Origin of the sequence: Corynebacterium sp. MSK041 (genome assembly GCF_030232265.1) — a bacterium.
Lineage (GTDB): Bacteria > Actinomycetota > Actinomycetes > Mycobacteriales > Mycobacteriaceae > Corynebacterium.
On the sequence record NZ_JASPJK010000001.1, the window covers coordinates 212,855 to 230,399 of the forward strand.

A 17,545-nucleotide genomic window follows, 5' to 3' on the forward strand; every position below is an offset into this window, starting at 1 on the left:
CGAAACCTAGACATCGTAAATACATACAGCCGAGTTCCTTTTGTTTCACCACATGACATGAGGAAGCCGGGGAACCGAAAATTTCCCTGGGGTGAACGGGAAACAAGGAGCGCCACCTCGGCGCCGGAGTTTCTTGTAGGTGATCTCTAGCACCGAACCCGACAGCTAACCCGGTAGGCGACTGGAAGATATGGAGTTACATAGTGGCTAAGCATCGCCGCCAGACCACGTCCGCGTCCAAACGCGGTCTTACTGCTGCATCCGCCGTTATCGCTGGCGCTACCCTCGTTAGCCCGGCCACTGCTGGCGCTGCTGAGGTGCGTGTCCCGAACACTAACCTTTCTGCATACGTCCCGGGCATTGACACCGTGCCGGGTATTGAGAACGTGCCGGGTATTGATCAGTGGGTTCCGTCCCTCGCTGGCAAGGCTGCTCCGGGCGCGAACTTCAACGCTGCTGTGAAGGGTGCTGTTCCGGCCCCAGTTCAGCCGCAGGGCCAGCGCATCGTTGAGATTGCCAAGTCGAAGATTGGTTCCCCGTACGTCTACGGCGCTGCCGGCCCGCAGGCTTTTGACTGCTCCGGCTTCACCTCTTGGGTTTACGCCCAGGCGGGTAAGTCTATTCCGCGCACCTCCGGCGCTCAGGCTTCCGCTGGCCAGCGCGTGGACATCAACGCTCTGCAGCCAGGCGACATCGTGGTGTACTACGGTGGCGCTTCCCACGTTGGCATCTACGCTGGCAATGGCCAGATCATCGATGCATTGAACTCTGGTACCCCCGTGGGTTACCGTCCGCTGAACTACATGCCGATCCACTCGGCAGTGCGCTTCTAAGCGGTAGAGATTTCGAACCCGGCTTCGGTCGGGTTTCTCAATTTTCACACCTGTAACAACCAGTGGATTTGTACTTATTCGCTGCTTGACCGCAGAGTTCTAGCGCTGTACCTTTGTTTAAGGTTCTTGAGCTACAGGCTTGTTATTTTTGACCGAAAAGAGGTCGCTTTAAGTGGACATGCGTCGCGCTTCCTTCCGTTTCCGCCCGATGGTTGTGGCGGGTCTCATTGCTGGATTTTCAGCGGTGAACCTGGCGGTGCCAGCGCAGGCTGATGAGATTGAAACGATCATCAAGGAGCTCAGCGACATCTCTGAGGAAGCGACTGCGAAGTCGGAAGAAGTAAAGAAGATCGAGGACGAGATCACCAAGGGTGAGGGCGAGGTCTCTGCGCTTCGTGAGTCTGCAGAGGATGCACGTCGTGATGCTGAGGAGGCCAAGGCGGCGCGCTCTGGTGCTCAGGGCGAGGTCGATGGTACGGCTCGGACCCAGTACCGGAACCTGTCTAATGATGCGCATTTGAACGCACTGCAGTCTGCTAACCCGCAAGAGGCGATTGACCGTTCTTCCTATCTTGGTTCCTTGTCGCGTTCCGCGCAGCGCACGTTGGAGGAATCCCAGCGTTTGAATGAGGTCGCTGCTTCGCGTGCGACGGACGCGGACATCGCGGTCGCTGTAGCTAACTTCCGTCAGAGTGAGCTGGAAAGCAAGCGCGACAAGCTTCAGCGTGAACGCGAGGAGCTGGATGACAAGGTTAAGGAGATAGAGGCCAAGGTTGATGGCTTCACGCCGGAGCAGCGTGCGCGCTGGGAGGCGAAGAACGGCCCGGTTGCTCTCAATGTGCCAGCCTCGGCGCATGCTTCTGGTGTTGTGTCGGCTGCTTTGGCTAAGTTGGGTTCGCCGTATGGCTGGGGTGCAGCTGGTCCGAGCCAGTTCGATTGCTCTGGTTTGATGGTCTGGTCCTATGCTCAGAACGGCAAGTCGATCCCCCGTACGTCCCAGGCGCAGCTTGCGGGTGGTACACGCGTGTCCATGTCGGAGCTTCAACCGGGTGACATCATTGGTTACTACCCAGGCGTGACGCACGTGGGCATGTACATCGGTAACGGCCAGGTGGTTCACGCGTCGGATTACGGTATTCCGGTTCAGGTTGTTCCATTGAATTCGATGCCGGTGCAGGGTGCAGTCCGCTACTAGCCGGGTCCTGCTTGTTACGAATGATTTCCCGCCGACAGTTGGTGGGATTCAGTCGTATCTAGAGCAGTTTGTTTCAGAGGTCGTCGCGCGTCGGGGCCGCGATTCGATAGTCGTATTCGCGTCGACGCAGGATGTGGAAGCTGCGAAGCTTTTCGACGCTGCCCAGGAGTACCTCGTTCACCGCTGGCCCCGCACGGTGATGCTTCCTACGCCGGCCGCAGCCCGTGAAATGAAGCGGATCATCCGGGAACACAAGATTGATACCGTGTGGTTTGGTGCGGCGGCGCCGCTTGCACTTTTGGCCCAAGAGGCACGCAAGGCTGGTGCCATGCGGATCGTGTCCACGACACATGGGCATGAGGTTGGCTGGTCCATGCTGCCCGTGGCAAGGCAAATGCTGCGCCGCATTGGGAAAACGACAGACACGTTGACGTATGTGTCGGAATACACGCGACGTCGATTTTCTTCTGCATTTGGTGCTCATCCGGACTATGTTGCTTTGCCTTCCGGTGTGGACACGGAGTTTTTCCGCCCTGCAACCTCAGCGCAAAAAGTGGGCACGCGCAGTGAGTTCGGCTATGGGGATGAACCACTCGTTGTGGTGGCCTCCCGATTGGTCGCACGTAAAGGCCAGGATCAACTGATTCGCGGGTGGGGCACAATACAAGAGGCTTTCCCAGATGCCCGTCTTGCCGTTATTGGGGAGGGGCCGTATCGGAAGAAACTTGAGCAGCTCGCGGTGTCTTATGCGCGGGCAGTGACGTTTCATGGGCGTCTGCCACGGACAAGCATGCGTGACCTTGTCGCAGCGGCAGACATTATGGCCATGCCGGCGCGCACCCGTGGAGGCGGGTTGGACGTGGAAGGTCTTGGCATCGTCTACCTTGAAGCTCAGGCATGCGGAGTTCCAGTCATTGCAGGTACCTCAGGCGGAGCACCAGAGACTGTTACTCCAGACACTGGCATTGTCGTCGATGGATCCCGAGCTCAGACGGTCGCGGAAGCGGTGGTGGAGCTGTTGGGGGACGGGGCACGCAGAAAAGCAATGGGCCTCAATGGGAGACAGCATGTGTCTGAGATTTTCTCCTGGCAAGCCTTGGGGGACAGGCTCGAGGGCGTGCTATTCGGAGAGCAGGGCTAGAATAATGCCCTATGTCTGAGACAAAGCTGACCATCGGGTTCGATATCGGGGGCACAAACACCCGCGCCGGTGTCGTCGATGAGGGGGGCCGCGTCCTTGATGTTGAGTCCACGCGAACCCCGCACACGCCTGAAGGGTTACGCCATGCCATCGTGGGCATGGTAGATACGCTGCGTCATCGCAGCCCAGCTGGCGCGATTGGCTCTGTGGGGCTTGCTGTCGCTGGATTCCTCGATCCCGAGTGTGAAGTGGTTCGCTTTGCCCCTCATCTTCCGTGGCAGGACAACGAGCCGGTAAGGAAGATCCTGCAAGGTGAGCTCGGGCTGCCCGTGAGATTGGAGCATGACGCGAACGCGGCTGCCTGGGGTGAGTACCGTTTTGGGGCTGCGCAAGATGCGAAAACGTGGGTGCTGTTTGCGGTTGGTACTGGGATCGGTGCAACGCTCATGCATAACGGTGAGATCTACCGTGGTGCTTTTGGTACTGCCCCAGAATTCGGTCACGTGACTGTGGTTCCTGGTGGGCGCGCATGCTCATGTGGCAAACAGGGCTGCTTGGAGCGCTACGCATCGGGCACTGCGCTGGTAGATACCGCAGTAGAGATTGCCACTAAGGGTGGTTTTGAGTCCTGTGAGCTGTACCGCAAAGCCGTGGATAAACGGGCAACGGGCAATGATGTCGTCGCGGCAGCGCGCGCCGGCGACGCATTGGGCCTAGCCACGATGGACCATTTCGCCATGTGGCTTGGTCAAGGTCTTTCCTTGGTGTGCGATGTGTTGGATCCGGAACTCATCGTCTTGGGTGGGGGAGTGAGCCGCGATGCGGATTTATTCCTAGATACAGCACAGCAGACCATGGCACGTTCAGTGGTAGGCGCTGGCTTTCGGCCCTTGCCGGCACTTCAAACAGCCGTTTTGGGCTCGCAGGCAGGTATGATCGGCGTTGCTGATTTGGCCCGACACCAGATGTAGAGGAAATATGAACAACAAGTGGTACAAGTTCTTTAAGTACATCCTGATTGGGCCGTGGCTGCGTTTGTGGAACCGCCCGGAGACCCAAGGTTTGGACAATATCCCGCCGGAGGGCACCCCGGCGCTCATGGTGTCCAACCACCAGGCAGTCATGGATTCCTTCTACTTCCCGCTGGTGTGCCCGCGCCAGCTGGTTCATCCAGCGAAGAAGGAATACTTCACATCCCCGGGTTTTTCTGGTGCTGTGCAAAAGTTTTTCATGACGGCGGTGGGGCAGGTTCCCATTGACCGTGAGTCCAAGGACGCGGGTTCGGCGTTGTTGAAGGTGACCAAGGAGGTCTTCGGCAACGGCGATTTGTTCTGCATCTACCCGGAGGGCACGCGTTCGCCGGATGGAAGGATCTACAAAGGCAAGACGGGTATGGCTCGCGTTGCCATGGAATCGGGTGTGCCGTGTATTCCGGTAGCCATGATTGGTACCCGTAATGCGAACCCGATTGGTTCATGGATACCCCGTCCGACGAAGGTGCGCGTAAAAATTGGTGAGCCAGTTGACCCGCACCAGTGGGCGCGTGACAACGGTTTTGAGCCAGATGATCCAGCCGTGTGGCGTCCGTTCACGGATTTCTTCATGGAGCAGCTCGTTGAGCTGTCCGGCTACTCCTATGTGGATGCGTACGCCGCCGATGTGAAGAAGTCTCTTGAAGCCGGCAAGGGGTACCCGAAGGGCACTGAGCCCACGGGGAACACGCTGGATTAAGGCTATTTGTGCGGTACTTCTACGACACTGAATTTATTGAGGATGGTCAGACCATCACGCTCGTGTCCATTGGCATTGTTGCGGAGGATGGGCGCGAGTACTACGCGGTTTCAACCGATTTTGATGGGACACGCGCGAACCGGTGGGTGCGCGAAAACGTGCTAGCTAAGCTGCCTAATCTGGATAATCCAGTGTGGAAGCCGCAGCGCCAGATCCGGGACGAGGTTTATGAGTTTCTGACCTTTGGCGGGCACCGTCCGGAGCTGTGGGCGTGGGTGGGGGCTTACGACCACGTGGTGTTTGCTCAGCTCTGGGGGGATATGACGAAGCTGCCCAAGGATTTGCCGCGCTTCACCCGTGAATTGAAGCAGTACTGGGATATGGCTGGTCGCCCGTCCTTGCCACGGACGCCGAAGGATAACCATGATGCACTCGTGGATGCACGCCATAACCTTCACAAGTTCCGGGCTTGTCAGCGTGCTCTCCCCCTCGATCGACGTGGCTTTGTATTAAATAGATAGGCATACCGTCTACGACGTGCTAGAACTTATAGAATGAGCTGGACAGTAGACATCCCCAAAGAAGTGCTCCCTGATCTTCCGCCTTTGCCGGGCGATATTTTTGAATCCTTCCAAGAGGTTGTGAACCTCCCTGCAAAGCAGCAGCCCACGTGGGATGAGAACGCAGCCCTTTATGTTCGTAAGATCCTTGAATCCGTGCCGCCGGTTGTTGTGGCGCCGGAGATTCACAAGCTGAAGCAGCAACTGGCCGAAGTTGCAGAGGGTAAGGCTTTCTTGCTGCAGGGCGGTGACTGTGCTGAGACGTTTGAGTCCAACACTGAGCCTCACATTCGCGCCAACATTAAGACATTGCTGCAGATGGCAGTTGTGCTCACGTACGGTGCATCCACCCCGGTGGTGAAGCTGGCTCGTATTGCTGGCCAGTACGCCAAGCCGCGTTCGTCTGATCTGGATGAGAATGGTTTGCCCAATTACCGTGGTGACATTGTCAATGGTGTGGACCCGACACCGGAGTCACGTGAACATGATCCGGCGCGCATGATTCGTGCGTACGCAAACGCATCTGCTGCGATGAATCTGGTCCGTGCGTTGACCACCTCTGGTACGGCTGACCTGTACCGAGTGGAGGCATGGAACCGTGAGTTCGTGGCTAATTCCGCTGCCGGTGCACGCTATGAGGCGCTGTCCCGTGAGATCACCCGTTCGCTGCACTTCATGGATGCCTGTGGGGTGAACGACCGTGAGCTGCGGACATCAGAAATCTACGCTTCCCACGAGGCGCTTCTCGTGGATTATGAGCGTGCGATGCTGCGTTTGGCCAAGGATGAGAATGGTGACACGAAGCTCTACGACCTCTCGGCACACCAGCTGTGGATTGGTGAGCGGACGCGTGGCCTGGATGACTTCCACGTTAACTTCGCAGCGCTCATTGATAACCCGATTGGCCTCAAGCTCGGCCCGACCGTGACCCCGGAAGAAGCTGTCCGGTACGCCGAGAAGCTCGATCCGAACCGCCAGCCGGGTCGCCTGACCTTTGTGGCTCGCATGGGCCACGACAAGGTGCGCGATGTTCTGCCGGGTATTGTCCAGGCAGTGGAGCGTGAGGGCCACAAGGTTATTTGGCAGTCTGACCCGATGCATGGCAACACGTTCACGGCATCGAACGGTTACAAGACCCGCCACTTTGACAAGATTATCGATGAGGTGCAGGGCTTCTTCGAGGTTCACCGTCACCTGGGCACCCACCCGGGTGGTATCCACATTGAGCTCACGGGTGAGCATGTCACCGAATGCTTGGGTGGTGCTCAGGACATTACGGATATTGATCTGCCGGGCCGCTACGAGTCTGCATGTGATCCGCGTCTGAACACCGAGCAGGCTTTGGAGCTTGCTTTCTTGGTAGCGGAGATGCTCCGTAACTAGAACGCCGGCCGGATGAGTGCGGGGATCTCCCCGTAGAATCCGGACCCGTACCACCAGCCGCCGACGGCAACAGCCGCGGTGGCTGCTGTCATGAGAAGCAACGTGAGCGCCAAGCGGAGTCCCGACCTGTTGGTCTCCGGCTCTGGGATGGGTTGTGGTCGGCGTGGCTCAACAACCTCTGGAACCTCGACGCGTTCCGGAACCACTGGAGCATCAGGCATGTCCTCCGGGACTTCAGTGATGCTCGTGGGAATAGCAGCAACGCGGTGCGCGGCCGACTGCGTGGGCAGGGGAACCACAAAGTGGGGGAGGCGCAAGCTCGCGGAGACGTCCTCGATGGCGTCCAAAAACTCGTGGGCGCCGGTGAAGCGATCGTGGGGGTTGCGGGCGGTGGCGGTGGCCGTCAATTCGTCGAAAAGCATGGGAACTCCAGCAATTCGGCTGCTGGGTGGCGGTACGTCGTAGTTGAGGCGTGCCATGGCGTGGGCAAGCGGGGTGTCGCCGTGGAAGGGGACGGTGCCGGTGAGGAGTTCGAAGAGCACGATACCGGCGGAGTACACGTCTGTGGCCAGGTTTAGAGGTGAGCCATCAACCTGCTCCGGGGCGATGTAGGCCACGGTGCCCACGATCTGGTCGGTGGACCGGTTTGATTCACTCGCGGCGCGCACTAACCCGAAATCTGCCAGTTTCACGGTGTGATCACCGGCGATGAGGATGTTGTCTGGCTTGATGTCGCGGTGGACAAGGCCCCGATCATGCGCAACCGCAAGTCCGGTGAGCATGCCCCGCATGACTTCAGCAACTGCATGTGGTGGCATGGGGCCACGTTCAGCCAGGAGTTCGCGCAGGGTCCCGCCGGTGATGAGCTCCATGATGAGGAAGACATCCTCACCATCCGCAGAGAAGTCATACACGCCCACGAGATTCGGGTGGGAAAGTTGCGCCATCGCGCGTGCTTCGCGGGAGAAGCGGTTCAGAAACACATCATCATCGAGATAGCGCGCGTCCATGACTTTCGCCGCTACTTCACGGTCCAGGCGCGTATCTAAACAGCGGTACACGGTGGACATTCCGCCACGCGCGATGGGGCGGTCGATCACGTACCGGCCTTCCAGAACATCGCCGGGCTGAAGTTCACTCATGTCTTCCAAGTATGGTGCACGGGTGGAATGAAGTGGTAGCTGACGTAGAGTATTCACCGTGAGTACAGAGAATTACGACCTTGATGCACTGCTCGCCGGCGAGACACTTTTGACGTTCCCTGAGGTTGCGGAGCAGCTTGGTGTGCCCGTGACCAAAGTGCACGACTATGTCAATGCAGGCAAGCTTCTGTCCTGGAAGAAGGAAGGGGTAAAGGTCGTTCCTTCAACGCTTCTCGACGACGGGGGCCTATCCAAATTCATCTCCGGCGCCATCACCGTATTGCTAGACGGCGGTTTCACTCAGGATGAGATTTTGGGGTACCTCTTCACCGCTGATGAGAGTTTGCCGGGGCGGCCTATCGACGCGCTTCATGGGCACGGTGCGCGTGAGGTTATTCGGCGTGCTCAGGCAATGGCCTTCTAGCCGCTAGCCATGCAGCGATGGCGGTGAGCATCATCCACCAGCCGTCGTAGAAACGGTGGTTGCCACTACCCATGAAGGACAGTGCAACCACAACAGATGCCGCCACCGTGAGCTTGATTAGCCATGGCCGGGGTTTGAACGTGCCCACAAGGGTGAGAGATGAGGCGAAGTACCACGGCAGCGTGACGGCGTTGAACAGGAATGCGACTTGGTAGGCCAGCGTGATACCCATGATTGCGCGCCGGTCTGACTGACGGAAGATGGCCCACACTGCCACCAATCCGGCGAGCATGAGCAAAGAACCAACTGTGCGGGCGCCGGTGAGGATGGTGTTGTACCTAAAGGTTTCGTCGATAAGCTGAATGAACGGCGCGACCGCATCGGCCATGAGCGTGGCACCTGACAGGGGATTGACCACCTTGGAGTTGCCGGAGATCTGCGCCAACCAGCCCCACGATGTGCCAGATGCCCATGTGACGGCTGCAACAACTGCAACAGAGATGCCCACGGTAGCTGCCCCGCCGAGAAAGAACACGCCGCATCGTTTCGCCAGGGGAGTGCCCTTTGGTGCGTACCGGGCCAGCATCATCCACACGACGAAAGGTAGCGCGATAGCTGCGGTGGCCTTGAGCGATACCGCCACGCCGATGAGTGCAACGCCAAAACCGAACCGGTCGCGCAGGCAGGCCAGCAAACCAACGGAGACGAGCCCGACCATCACGGATTCGTTGTGCATGCCACCCACCATGTGGATGATCATCACTGGGTTAGCTACACCCAGCCACAGTGCAAGAGCGGGGTTCCCACCAAGGTGCTCCGCAATGCGTGGGACAGCAAGAGCGATGGCTACAAATCCTGCGAGGGAGATGATTTTGTACACGATGAGACCGGCTGTGACATTATCGCCAACCAGCGTGGTCACCCCATCCCCGATCCACAAATGCAGGGGGCCATATGGCGTTGTGGTGTTCCGCCAGTCGTGGGAGACCTCCAACAAATAAGGCCCAGGGTTGACGGCAGCGCCTTCCGAGTACGGGTCGAATCCGTCACGGACCATTGCCCCCTGCATCAGGTAGGAGTACACATCCCGTGACATCAGCGGCGCGGCAAGAACCAAAGGTGTTGTCCACGCCCACAGTGCTGTGCGAACAGCCTTCTCGCGACGTTCGCTACCCAGCAATACCCATGCCGCCACCAGCAGGAATATGCCCGTTGTCAGCATCACATCCATGAGGCCGCGCGCGTGACCATAGCTGAGTGATGACCAACCGAGGGCGTCTAGCACACCACCGCGGTTACGCGTCGCGCCAGCGCCAAAAGAACCCAACATCATGAGCACTGAGCCCACGGCGCCGAGCGGGATGATCCAGGAGCGTGCTGCCAACGAACAATCCTTTACATACGTCGTGCAGTGGCTTTCTCAGCCATTGTCTTCAATGCCTCTGCGGCACTGTGGTCCAGCTGCGCGTGGTCTAGGAAGGAAAGTCCGGACTCCGTCAGGTGCGCAATTCGCTTTTCGACGTCCTCCACCGCCCCCGTCCCCTCCACAATCGCCGCGAGCTCCGCGATATCCTTTGGGTCCTGTACCACTCCGATCCCAGAGCGTAGCTTCTCAGCGGACGCTGGATCAGTCCGATCCGCGGCCTGTAAAGCAAGCGAGTACAAGACAGTGCGCTTTCCTTCCCGCAGATCATCACCAGCAGGTTTACCTGTAATCTCCGGGTCTCCGAAGACCCCCAACAAATCGTCCCGCAGCTGATACGCCACACCAATGTCGCGACCGTACCCGCGCAATGCGGCAATCGTCGTCTCATCTGCACCGGCAACTGCGGCACCCAAGTGAAGTGGGCGCTCAATGGTGTATGCGGCGGTCTTATACACATTCACCGCGTTAGCCAGCTCCTCACTCTCTGAGCCCGCCGCCTCCAAGGAGATGTCCAGAATCTGGCCACCGATGACCTCACTGCGCATCCCACGCCACGGTTCATGCGCGCGGTCACGGGCAGCGGTGCTCAGCCCTGAGCCATGCCACATGTCATCTGCCCACACCAACGCTAGGTCCCCGATGAGGATAGCCACGTTCTGCCCGAAGACATCTGCGTCACCGTGCCACCCGCGTGCCCGGTGGTTAGCTGCCGCTGACCGGTGAACAGTAGGGTTGCCGCGCCGGGTATCGGAAGCGTCGATGATGTCATCGTGGATCAGCGCACATGCCTGGATGAACTCGAGCGCACTGACAGCCCGCAGGACAGCCAAGGGGTCTTCCGTGCCTCTGTCCAAGCCCCCAACAGCGGTATAGCCCACCCAGCCAAAAGTCGGGCGAATGCGCTTTCCGCCGCCCAGAACAAAGTCACGCAAAAGTCCCACGGCATCTGCGACAGGACCACCGATCTGCGCAACGGGTGGGGAGACCTCATTGAGAAAAGCGTCCAGTTGGCGTTCTACCGCCGCTGGAACATCATCGAGAGTGGGGACGGAACCGAAAGGGGGTTGTTCCACGAAACATGGCTCCTTTAACCAGTTGCGGGCGGTTAGCAATACCGCTCACTTTACAGCTAGGCGCGGGCGATCAGGCCAGAGGCAGTTTCCTGCCCAGGATGGCAAAGGGCCGACTGTCGCCGTCGTAGGTGAAATGGCGCAGAACGTCCAGGAACCCGAGGGAACGGTAAAGCCCAAACGCAGCATTATTCTCACCTGGCACCTCCGGTGTGGATAGCAATGCGTAGGGTTCCGTAGTTTGCTCCAGCAACAAGTGCATGAGTTTCCGGCCAGTTCCTTTGCACTGCAAATAAGGCGCAACATGAATTTCGGCGACCTCAAAATAGTTCCGTATCACCGTGATCATGGCTGGCGTCATTGCCTGTCGCTGAAACAGGCCTCTTCTCAATTGGAGGTCCCACCACCGGTCACGTGTGCCTTTGAAGCCATAAGCGATACCGGCTAATGAGTCGCCTTCATAGGCAGCCACGGCAACAAAGCCTGGGGAAGTGGCATCACGGCACCACACAGCGATGCGCTGCTCACGAATCGCGGGTGGATATTTCATCGCCGCGATGTATAGGTCCACGAGTTCCGGCACCATCTCAATGAACTGTGGCGCCGTTAGGTGGCGGAATGTCATAGGCACTCCACTATCGAACCATGACGTGATCTCGAGTGGAGTGAAAATATGAAACTTAGAACAGATGTTCGAATTTTGGGGGAGGGGTGTCGCACGGGCTTTCTAATGTGAAGGCAACAAAGCAGGTCACAGTGAGGTGTTAAAGATGAACAGCATTATTTCTGCCACGACAGGCGCTACATATGGCACGGTTCCGCGGCCTACACGCCACGATAAATTTCTTGATTCTGCACGGGAGCTTCTCGCGGATGCTCACTTGCGAATTGCGCATGGCGAGTACGACCTTGCGGTTGAGAGTGCTTATCGCGCGGCCTTGCGCACGGCGGGTGCGGTTATTGCGGAGTCAGTGGCCGTGGCTAAGCGCAAGAGGCTACCTACGAGTGCATGGGACAAGTTGCGTATTACTGGCCCCCAAGGCGAGATGTGGGCTGATGTTTTTAGTGGTTACTCCACGCTGCGCGGGCGGGTTGCGTCCGGCATTGAGCTTCGCCCAAACCCGCTAAAGGCGACAGCACTTGTTGCGGATGCTGCGGATTTCTACGCTGAAGTTGCGGGCGAAGATCAATCCTTGGCTGCAGCGTAGAAGCGATTTTTGGGCTGAACTGTTATCCTGAGGAACAAAACTGCCCACTGAATCGTTATATCCTCAAAGTGGACATCAAGTGCACGGCTGGAGGAATCGTGGCCCTTTCTGAGCAAGAACAGCAGCTGCTCCGCGAGATCGAGGAGTCGCTCCTTGCGGATGACCCGAAATTCGGGGCATCCGTCGCTTCCGCGTCCCGTTTCCAAGATGGCACTGAATCTGGGCGTCTAACAATGCGTTCTTTGGCCCTCATCGTGTTGGGGCTGTGCCTGCTTGTCGGTGGCGTGGCATTGGCAACGCAGAGCTTGTGGTTTGTCAGCCTGAGCATCATGGGCTTCGTAGTCATGTTCGCGGGTGGGGTTTGGGCCCTTCGCACTCCAGCTGAACCGAACGCACGTCAGGCGGGCCGCGCCAAGCATCCGTCGCAGCGCGGTGGCATGAGCTCCCGGATGGAAGAGAATTTCCGTCGCCGGTTTGAAGGCCAATAGGTAACGCATCAGTCCCCGCCAGTTGGCGGGGATTTTTTCGTGCGCTCATTTTTGGGAGTTAAGTGGCAGCAAGTGTACCTGGAGGGTGAAGGGGAAGCGAGGGGTGTCCTTGGTCGCTTTCCTTCGCTGGGTCCGTGTGGGAAGTTCCATTGCGACGAATCGGCCCGGATGAAATCCCGCGTAGGAAATTTCTCCCGTTTGGTAGTTGCCAGTGCAATGCAATCTTCTGCTTCGATGTGTGTAGGGGGGCGGCTTAGCCCCACTTTCACCCACTCGCGTCCCCCACTTTCACCCACCTCCACAATTTGCCTTAGGTTTCTTGGCTTTATTCTTGGATTTGGATTTGTGCGGATGGGGGTGATTTGCACTTGAGGGGGTTAAGTTAACTCTTGTTAATCATGTGTGCGGGTGTGTCCACCACTAATTTTTATGTGAGTTGACCTCGAAAAATATGAAACGCGGAAAGAAAGTTTCGCGTTAAAGTGGCGTTTGTGGGGGATAGTGGGATAAAGTGGGGCGCAGTGAGAGGTTAGTGGGACACTTCTGGCCTTTCGCGGACAAAAGTTCACAACCGGAGTCATTGAGCAAGAAAGGTGGGGCGCCGGATGTTTCTAGGCACCTACACCCCAAAGCTGGATGACAAGGGGCGCCTGACGTTGCCCGCTAAATTCCGTGAGGGTTTGGCGGACGGGCTGATGGTGACCAAGGGGCAGGACCACTCTTTGGCGGTCTATCCCCGCGAGGAATTTGCGGCACGCGCACGTAAGGCAGCCGCAGTTTCGCGCACGAACCCGAAGGCGCGTGCCTTCATTCGTAACTTGGCAGCAAGTGCGGATGAGCAGACGCTTGACGGATCTGGTCGCATCACGCTGTCGCCGGCGCACCGGGATTACGCGCAACTGACTAAGGAGTGCGTGGTTATCGGTTCAGTGGATTTCTTGGAGATCTGGGATGCAGAGTCCTGGGCGAAATACCAAGAAAATACGGAGGCCGCTTTCTCGGCGGCTGATGAGGACGATATTCTCTCGGGTCTGCTCTAAAGGGCGGGCGATTAGCGGAGAGCGTGTATGACCTCTGCTCGGGGCGCGAGTCGTTCTGGTGTACTTCCCCGATATCAGAATGACCGCCCCGGGTAGGGCTCTATACGTTCCCCGCGGATGCACGTAAGTGAACAACAAAGCCGCGATTAAAGGGGGTGGACCCGGTGGCAACGAGTACGGCACATGACGTCAGCCACGGGCATGTCCCTGTCATGCGTGATCGCATGGGTGAGTTGCTGCGTCCCGCGGTGGAGGCTTTCGGTGAGAACGCTGTCATCGTTGATGGCACGCTGGGGGCTGGGGGCCACACGGAATACTTCTTGGACATTTTCCCGCATGTTTCTGTGATCGGAATTGATCGCGATGGGGAAGCGCTGCGCAATGCCACGGAACGGCTTGCGCCTTTTTCACATCGGTTCCTGCCGGTGCAGGGGCGTTTTGATTGCCTTGAAGAGGCGTTGGTAACCGAGGAAGGGTCGATTGCGGATAAGGCACGGGAGTATGGGCTTGCCGGTGCTTTCTTTGACCTCGGTGTCTCCTCAATGCAGCTGGACCAAGCCGAGCGTGGTTTTGCGTACAAGGTTGATGCACCACTGGATATGCGGATGGATTCCAGTCAGGGGATCACTGCCGCTGATGTCTTGAACACGTACTCGCACGGTGATCTCGCGCGGGTGTTGAAGACGTATGGGGATGAGCGTTTCGCTGGCAAGATCGCATCAGCGGTGGTGGCTGAACGTGAAAAGGAACCGTTCACACGGTCGGGCCGTTTGGTTGAGCTGTTGTATCGGGTCATCCCGGCCGCGACGCGACGGACTGGCGGGCACCCGGCGAAGCGAACTTTCCAGGCGTTACGCGTAGAGGTGAACCGTGAGCTTGATGCGCTGCAGAACGTTCTCCCCATGGTGGCTGAAGCGCTCGGGCCGGGCGGGCGTGCGGTGTTTATGAGCTACCAATCCCACGAGGACAAGTTGGTGAAGAAGGCGTTCACCGAACTTACTACCTCCAAAACCCCGCCGGGGCTACCCACCGAGCTGCCGGGGATGGAAGCCAAGTTCAAAGCTGTCACTCACGGGGCGGAGAAAGCCTCTGAAGCGGAAATAGAACAAAACAGGCGAGCTGCCCCTGTCCGGGTACGCGCCATAGAAAAGATCAGCAACTAACCCCAACCAACGATGAGCACCGCGAAGGAAACAAGGACAATGGGAGCAAGCCGAGATCTCACCGCAGGCAACGCCGGCACTGCGCTGCTTGAACGTGGTCGTGGTCGTACTACGCTCACCCCGCCGAAGCCCCGTTTTGCGCCGCACGTTCCGCGCCCAAGCAGGTTGGGGTCGAAGCAGGTCGTGTCGGTGCGTGGGCGCCGAATTGCCACGACGGATACGAAGTGGAAGTTTTCACGGATGTCCATCTTGTCGCTGCCACTTTTGGTGCTGGGCATTTTCGGGGCGATGTTGTTGTCCGCATTGTCCACGCAGCAGACTTTCACTATTCAGCAGCTGCAGAGTGAAGAGCGCGTTTTAAAGAATGAGATTGAAACCTTGAGCCGTAACGTCGAGGATTCTCGTGCTGCTGCGGGAGTTGCTGCGAAGGCTGGGCAAGCGGGAATGGTTGTCCCGGGCCAGGCGGGCATTATCACCGTGAATGACCGCGGTGAGGCAACAGAGGTCGGCCCGGCTGATGCGGCGAAGACCCTGCGTGTGGTGGATGTCAATGGTGACACAATCCGCGTGGATCGTGCAACGAGTGACCGCCGCGAAACCGCTGATGTTGCTGATAATCTCTCGCCGCTGCCGGCACCTGTCGTGCTGCAGTCCCTGCCGGGTGTGCAGTAATCCGATTTGTTTTCCTATCGCCGTGTGGCGGTGAGCTTCCGGTGTGCGGTTGCCGGGCAAAATGAAGGGCGATTAAGCCTGAAAACTGAGAGGTAGGTGACCTGCGCCGTGACACGCATGGATCCGCAGCGGCGCCAACAACGTGGTGAGCCGCAGAAAGTCATCACGGCTAAACGCATGCAGTTGCTGACCGTGGTGTTTCTCGTGGTCGCTTTAGTTCTTGTTGGGCGTCTCGCTTGGGTGCAGCTGAAGTGGGGGCCACAGTTGCAGACTGTTGCGGCTGACCAACGGACGCGCACGTTTGTGGATCCGGCGCGGCGAGGGGAGATCGTCGATAGGCAAGGCAACGTGCTTTCGTACACGATGCAAGCACGTTCTCTGACTGTCTCACCGGTGATTCTGCGCCGTGAGCTGGGGGAGCAGGCGCGCAATGACATGGTTAATGAGGGTGCTACTCGCGCGGAGGTCGAAGCCCAGGAGGGCGCACGCGTGGAAGACATGCTCCGCCAAATGGCCAATGAGATCCCCCGCATGATTGGTCAAGGGGACGACGATAAAGATGAGTCGGAAGACAGCGACAACAGGGTCAAAACCCAGAAGGTGAACTCCAAGGACATTCTGGAGAAGTTGCATGCGTCGACTGACTACGAAGTGTTGGTCCGCAACGTTGATCCCGATGTAGCTGCTGAGGTGGCTAAGAAGTTCCATGGTGTTGCGGCTGATCACCAGGACATCCGCGAGTACCCGAACGGCGCTGTGGCGGAGAACATCATTGGACGAGTGTCCATGGACGGGCAAGGGCAGTTCGGCCTTGAAGCTTCGAGTGACTCCATCTTGACTGGTATTAATGGCCGTTCCACCCTGGATGTTTCTGACAAGGGGCAAGTGATTCCGGGCACGCTGCGTGATGTTGTGCCGGCAGTCAACGGTGCGAAGATTGAGCTCACCATTGATCTTGATTTGCAGGCATACGTCCAACAGTTGTTGGAACAGGCAAAGGAGAACTCCCGAGCCAAGGGTGCTGAGGCGGTTGTTCTGGATGCAGCTACCGGTGAGGTGCTGGCTATGGCCAATACGGACACGATTGATCCAAATGGAGATTTAGAGAAGCAGCTCAAGAACGGGCGCAGTTTTGACAACCCGTCGATCTCGCACCCATTTGAGCCGGGTTCCGTGGCCAAGATCATCACGGCGACTGCCGCGATTGAGGAGAGGCTGACAAACCCGGATGAAGTTCATCAGGTTCCTGGACAGATTGAGATGGCTGGCGTGACAGTGGCTGATGCTTGGGAGCATGGTGTGGTTCCGTACACCACCACGGGCATCTTTGGTAAGTCCTCCAACGTGGGCACACTCATGCTGGCGCAGCGCGTGGGGGAGGAACGCTTTGATGATTATCTGAAGCGCTTTGGCCTCGGACAGGCAACAGGAGTGGAGTTGCCCAATGAATCGGCTGGTTTGGTGCCCACCCGTGAGCAGTGGTCTGGCGGTACCTTTGCCAACCTGCCGATTGGTCAGGGTATGTCCATGACGACGCTGCAGCTGGCGAGTGTCTACCAGTCGCTGGCCAACGGTGGTGAACGGATTGAACCCCGCATTATCAAAAACGTGACCGCGTCGACAGGGGAGGAGATCCCACAGGAGGAGCCCCGTCGCACCCGGGTTGCCAGCGAGGAAACTGCCCGCACGGTTGTGAACATGTTCCGGGCACCGTTCCAGGAAGATCCCGCCGGCTTCAATAGCGGTACCGCCCAAGGGAACAACATTCCGGGCTACCAGCTTTCGGGTAAGACCGGCACGGCACAGCAGGTCAACCCGGATACAGGCGCGTATTCTAATTCGGATTACTGGATTACTTTTGCCGGCATTGCGCCAGCAGATGATCCGCGTTTTGTTGTTGCAGTGATGCTGGATGATCCGGAACGCGGCCCGCTTGAAGGCGGTGCTGGCGGCCAGTCTTCAGCACCGGTGTTCACCCAGATTGCTAACTGGCTAATTGCACGCGAAAACATTCCACCTAGCCGGGACCCGGGCGAGCCCATGGTCCTCCAGGCTCAGTAGAGGGGGAG

General features: G+C 58.2%; 18 protein-coding genes and 1 riboswitch. Of the genes, 14 read left to right on the forward strand and 4 right to left on the reverse strand.

Annotation, left to right across the window (positions count from 1 at the left end):
* Nucleotides 1–17: 17 nt before the first annotated feature.
* Nucleotides 18–195: riboswitch (cyclic di-AMP (ydaO/yuaA leader) on the forward strand.
* An 8-nt stretch (nucleotides 196–203) separates the two neighbouring features.
* The 7 genes from QP968_RS01105 (at nucleotide 204) to QP968_RS01135 (ending at nucleotide 6,843) form a co-directional block, all read left to right on the forward strand.
* Complete coding sequence (locus tag QP968_RS01105) at nucleotides 204–833, forward strand: C40 family peptidase (RefSeq protein ID WP_284854498.1); 630 nt, start codon at nucleotides 204–206, stop codon at nucleotides 831–833.
* Between the two features lie 178 nt (nucleotides 834–1,011).
* Complete coding sequence (locus tag QP968_RS01110; protein WP_284854499.1) at nucleotides 1,012–2,028, forward strand: C40 family peptidase; 1,017 nt, start codon at nucleotides 1,012–1,014, stop codon at nucleotides 2,026–2,028.
* On the forward strand, nucleotides 2,012–3,169 hold the full coding sequence (locus tag QP968_RS01115; protein ID WP_284854501.1) for a glycosyltransferase family 4 protein: 1,158 nt from the start codon (nucleotides 2,012–2,014) through the stop codon (nucleotides 3,167–3,169). The genes QP968_RS01110 and QP968_RS01115 overlap by 17 nt, the downstream gene beginning before the upstream one ends.
* 11 nt (nucleotides 3,170–3,180) lie before the next feature.
* Nucleotides 3,181–4,140 (forward strand): ROK family protein, encoded by a 960-nt coding sequence (locus tag QP968_RS01120; protein WP_284854502.1) that lies wholly within the window; start codon nucleotides 3,181–3,183, stop codon nucleotides 4,138–4,140.
* A 7-nt stretch (nucleotides 4,141–4,147) separates the two neighbouring features.
* Entirely contained in the window at nucleotides 4,148–4,900 is a 753-nt protein-coding gene (locus QP968_RS01125; RefSeq protein ID WP_284854503.1) for a lysophospholipid acyltransferase family protein, read from the forward strand.
* Between the two features lie 8 nt (nucleotides 4,901–4,908).
* Nucleotides 4,909–5,421, forward strand: a complete 513-nt coding sequence (locus QP968_RS01130) for a polyadenylate-specific 3'-exoribonuclease AS (protein ID WP_284854504.1) — start codon at nucleotides 4,909–4,911, stop codon at nucleotides 5,419–5,421.
* Between the two features lie 33 nt (nucleotides 5,422–5,454).
* Nucleotides 5,455–6,843, forward strand: coding sequence for a class II 3-deoxy-7-phosphoheptulonate synthase (locus QP968_RS01135; protein ID WP_284854505.1), 1,389 nt, complete (start codon nucleotides 5,455–5,457; stop codon nucleotides 6,841–6,843).
* Here the strand turns inward: QP968_RS01135 and QP968_RS01140 are convergent.
* Complete coding sequence (locus QP968_RS01140; RefSeq protein WP_284854506.1) at nucleotides 6,840–7,985, reverse strand: protein kinase domain-containing protein; 1,146 nt, start codon at nucleotides 7,983–7,985, stop codon at nucleotides 6,840–6,842. The two genes, QP968_RS01135 and QP968_RS01140, sit on opposite strands and share 4 nt — an antisense overlap.
* 58 nt (nucleotides 7,986–8,043) lie before the next feature.
* Between QP968_RS01140 and QP968_RS01145 the strand changes: the two genes are divergently transcribed.
* On the forward strand, nucleotides 8,044–8,409 hold the full coding sequence (locus QP968_RS01145; protein ID WP_284854507.1) for an Rv2175c family DNA-binding protein: 366 nt from the start codon (nucleotides 8,044–8,046) through the stop codon (nucleotides 8,407–8,409).
* On the opposite strand, the gene QP968_RS01150 is transcribed toward QP968_RS01145, so the two are convergent.
* The 3 genes from QP968_RS01150 to QP968_RS01160 form a co-directional block, all read right to left on the reverse strand.
* Nucleotides 8,378–9,793: an alpha-(1->6)-mannopyranosyltransferase A gene (locus tag QP968_RS01150; protein WP_284854508.1), complete on the reverse strand. Its 1,416-nt coding sequence runs from the start codon at nucleotides 9,791–9,793 to the stop codon at nucleotides 8,378–8,380. The two genes, QP968_RS01145 and QP968_RS01150, sit on opposite strands and share 32 nt — an antisense overlap.
* A gap of 11 nt (nucleotides 9,794–9,804) precedes the next feature.
* Nucleotides 9,805–10,908 (reverse strand): polyprenyl synthetase family protein, encoded by a 1,104-nt coding sequence (locus QP968_RS01155; RefSeq protein ID WP_284854509.1) that lies wholly within the window; start codon nucleotides 10,906–10,908, stop codon nucleotides 9,805–9,807.
* A 70-nt stretch (nucleotides 10,909–10,978) separates the two neighbouring features.
* Complete coding sequence (locus QP968_RS01160) at nucleotides 10,979–11,530, reverse strand: GNAT family N-acetyltransferase (protein ID WP_284854510.1); 552 nt, start codon at nucleotides 11,528–11,530, stop codon at nucleotides 10,979–10,981.
* A 145-nt stretch (nucleotides 11,531–11,675) separates the two neighbouring features.
* Between QP968_RS01160 and QP968_RS01165 the strand changes: the two genes are divergently transcribed.
* The 6 genes from QP968_RS01165 to QP968_RS01190 all read left to right on the forward strand — a co-directional run bounded on the left by QP968_RS01165 (nucleotide 11,676) and on the right by QP968_RS01190 (nucleotide 17,537).
* Complete coding sequence (locus QP968_RS01165; protein ID WP_284854511.1) at nucleotides 11,676–12,113, forward strand: SAV_6107 family HEPN domain-containing protein; 438 nt, start codon at nucleotides 11,676–11,678, stop codon at nucleotides 12,111–12,113.
* Nucleotides 12,114–12,211: 98 nt separating this feature from the next.
* Nucleotides 12,212–12,601, forward strand: coding sequence for a DUF3040 domain-containing protein (locus QP968_RS01170; RefSeq protein ID WP_284854512.1), 390 nt, complete (start codon nucleotides 12,212–12,214; stop codon nucleotides 12,599–12,601).
* Nucleotides 12,602–13,206: 605 nt separating this feature from the next.
* A complete protein-coding gene (gene mraZ / locus QP968_RS01175; protein ID WP_269964698.1) occupies nucleotides 13,207–13,641 on the forward strand; it encodes a division/cell wall cluster transcriptional repressor MraZ in 435 nt (144 codons plus the stop codon).
* Nucleotides 13,642–13,805: 164 nt separating this feature from the next.
* Complete coding sequence (rsmH, locus tag QP968_RS01180; RefSeq protein ID WP_284854513.1) at nucleotides 13,806–14,804, forward strand: 16S rRNA (cytosine(1402)-N(4))-methyltransferase RsmH; 999 nt, start codon at nucleotides 13,806–13,808, stop codon at nucleotides 14,802–14,804.
* A 39-nt stretch (nucleotides 14,805–14,843) separates the two neighbouring features.
* A complete protein-coding gene (gene ftsL, locus QP968_RS01185; protein WP_284854514.1) occupies nucleotides 14,844–15,476 on the forward strand; it encodes a cell division protein FtsL in 633 nt (210 codons plus the stop codon).
* Between the two features lie 117 nt (nucleotides 15,477–15,593).
* Complete coding sequence (locus QP968_RS01190) at nucleotides 15,594–17,537, forward strand: peptidoglycan D,D-transpeptidase FtsI family protein (RefSeq protein ID WP_284854825.1); 1,944 nt, start codon at nucleotides 15,594–15,596, stop codon at nucleotides 17,535–17,537.
* The last annotated feature ends 8 nt before the right edge of the window (nucleotides 17,538–17,545 follow it).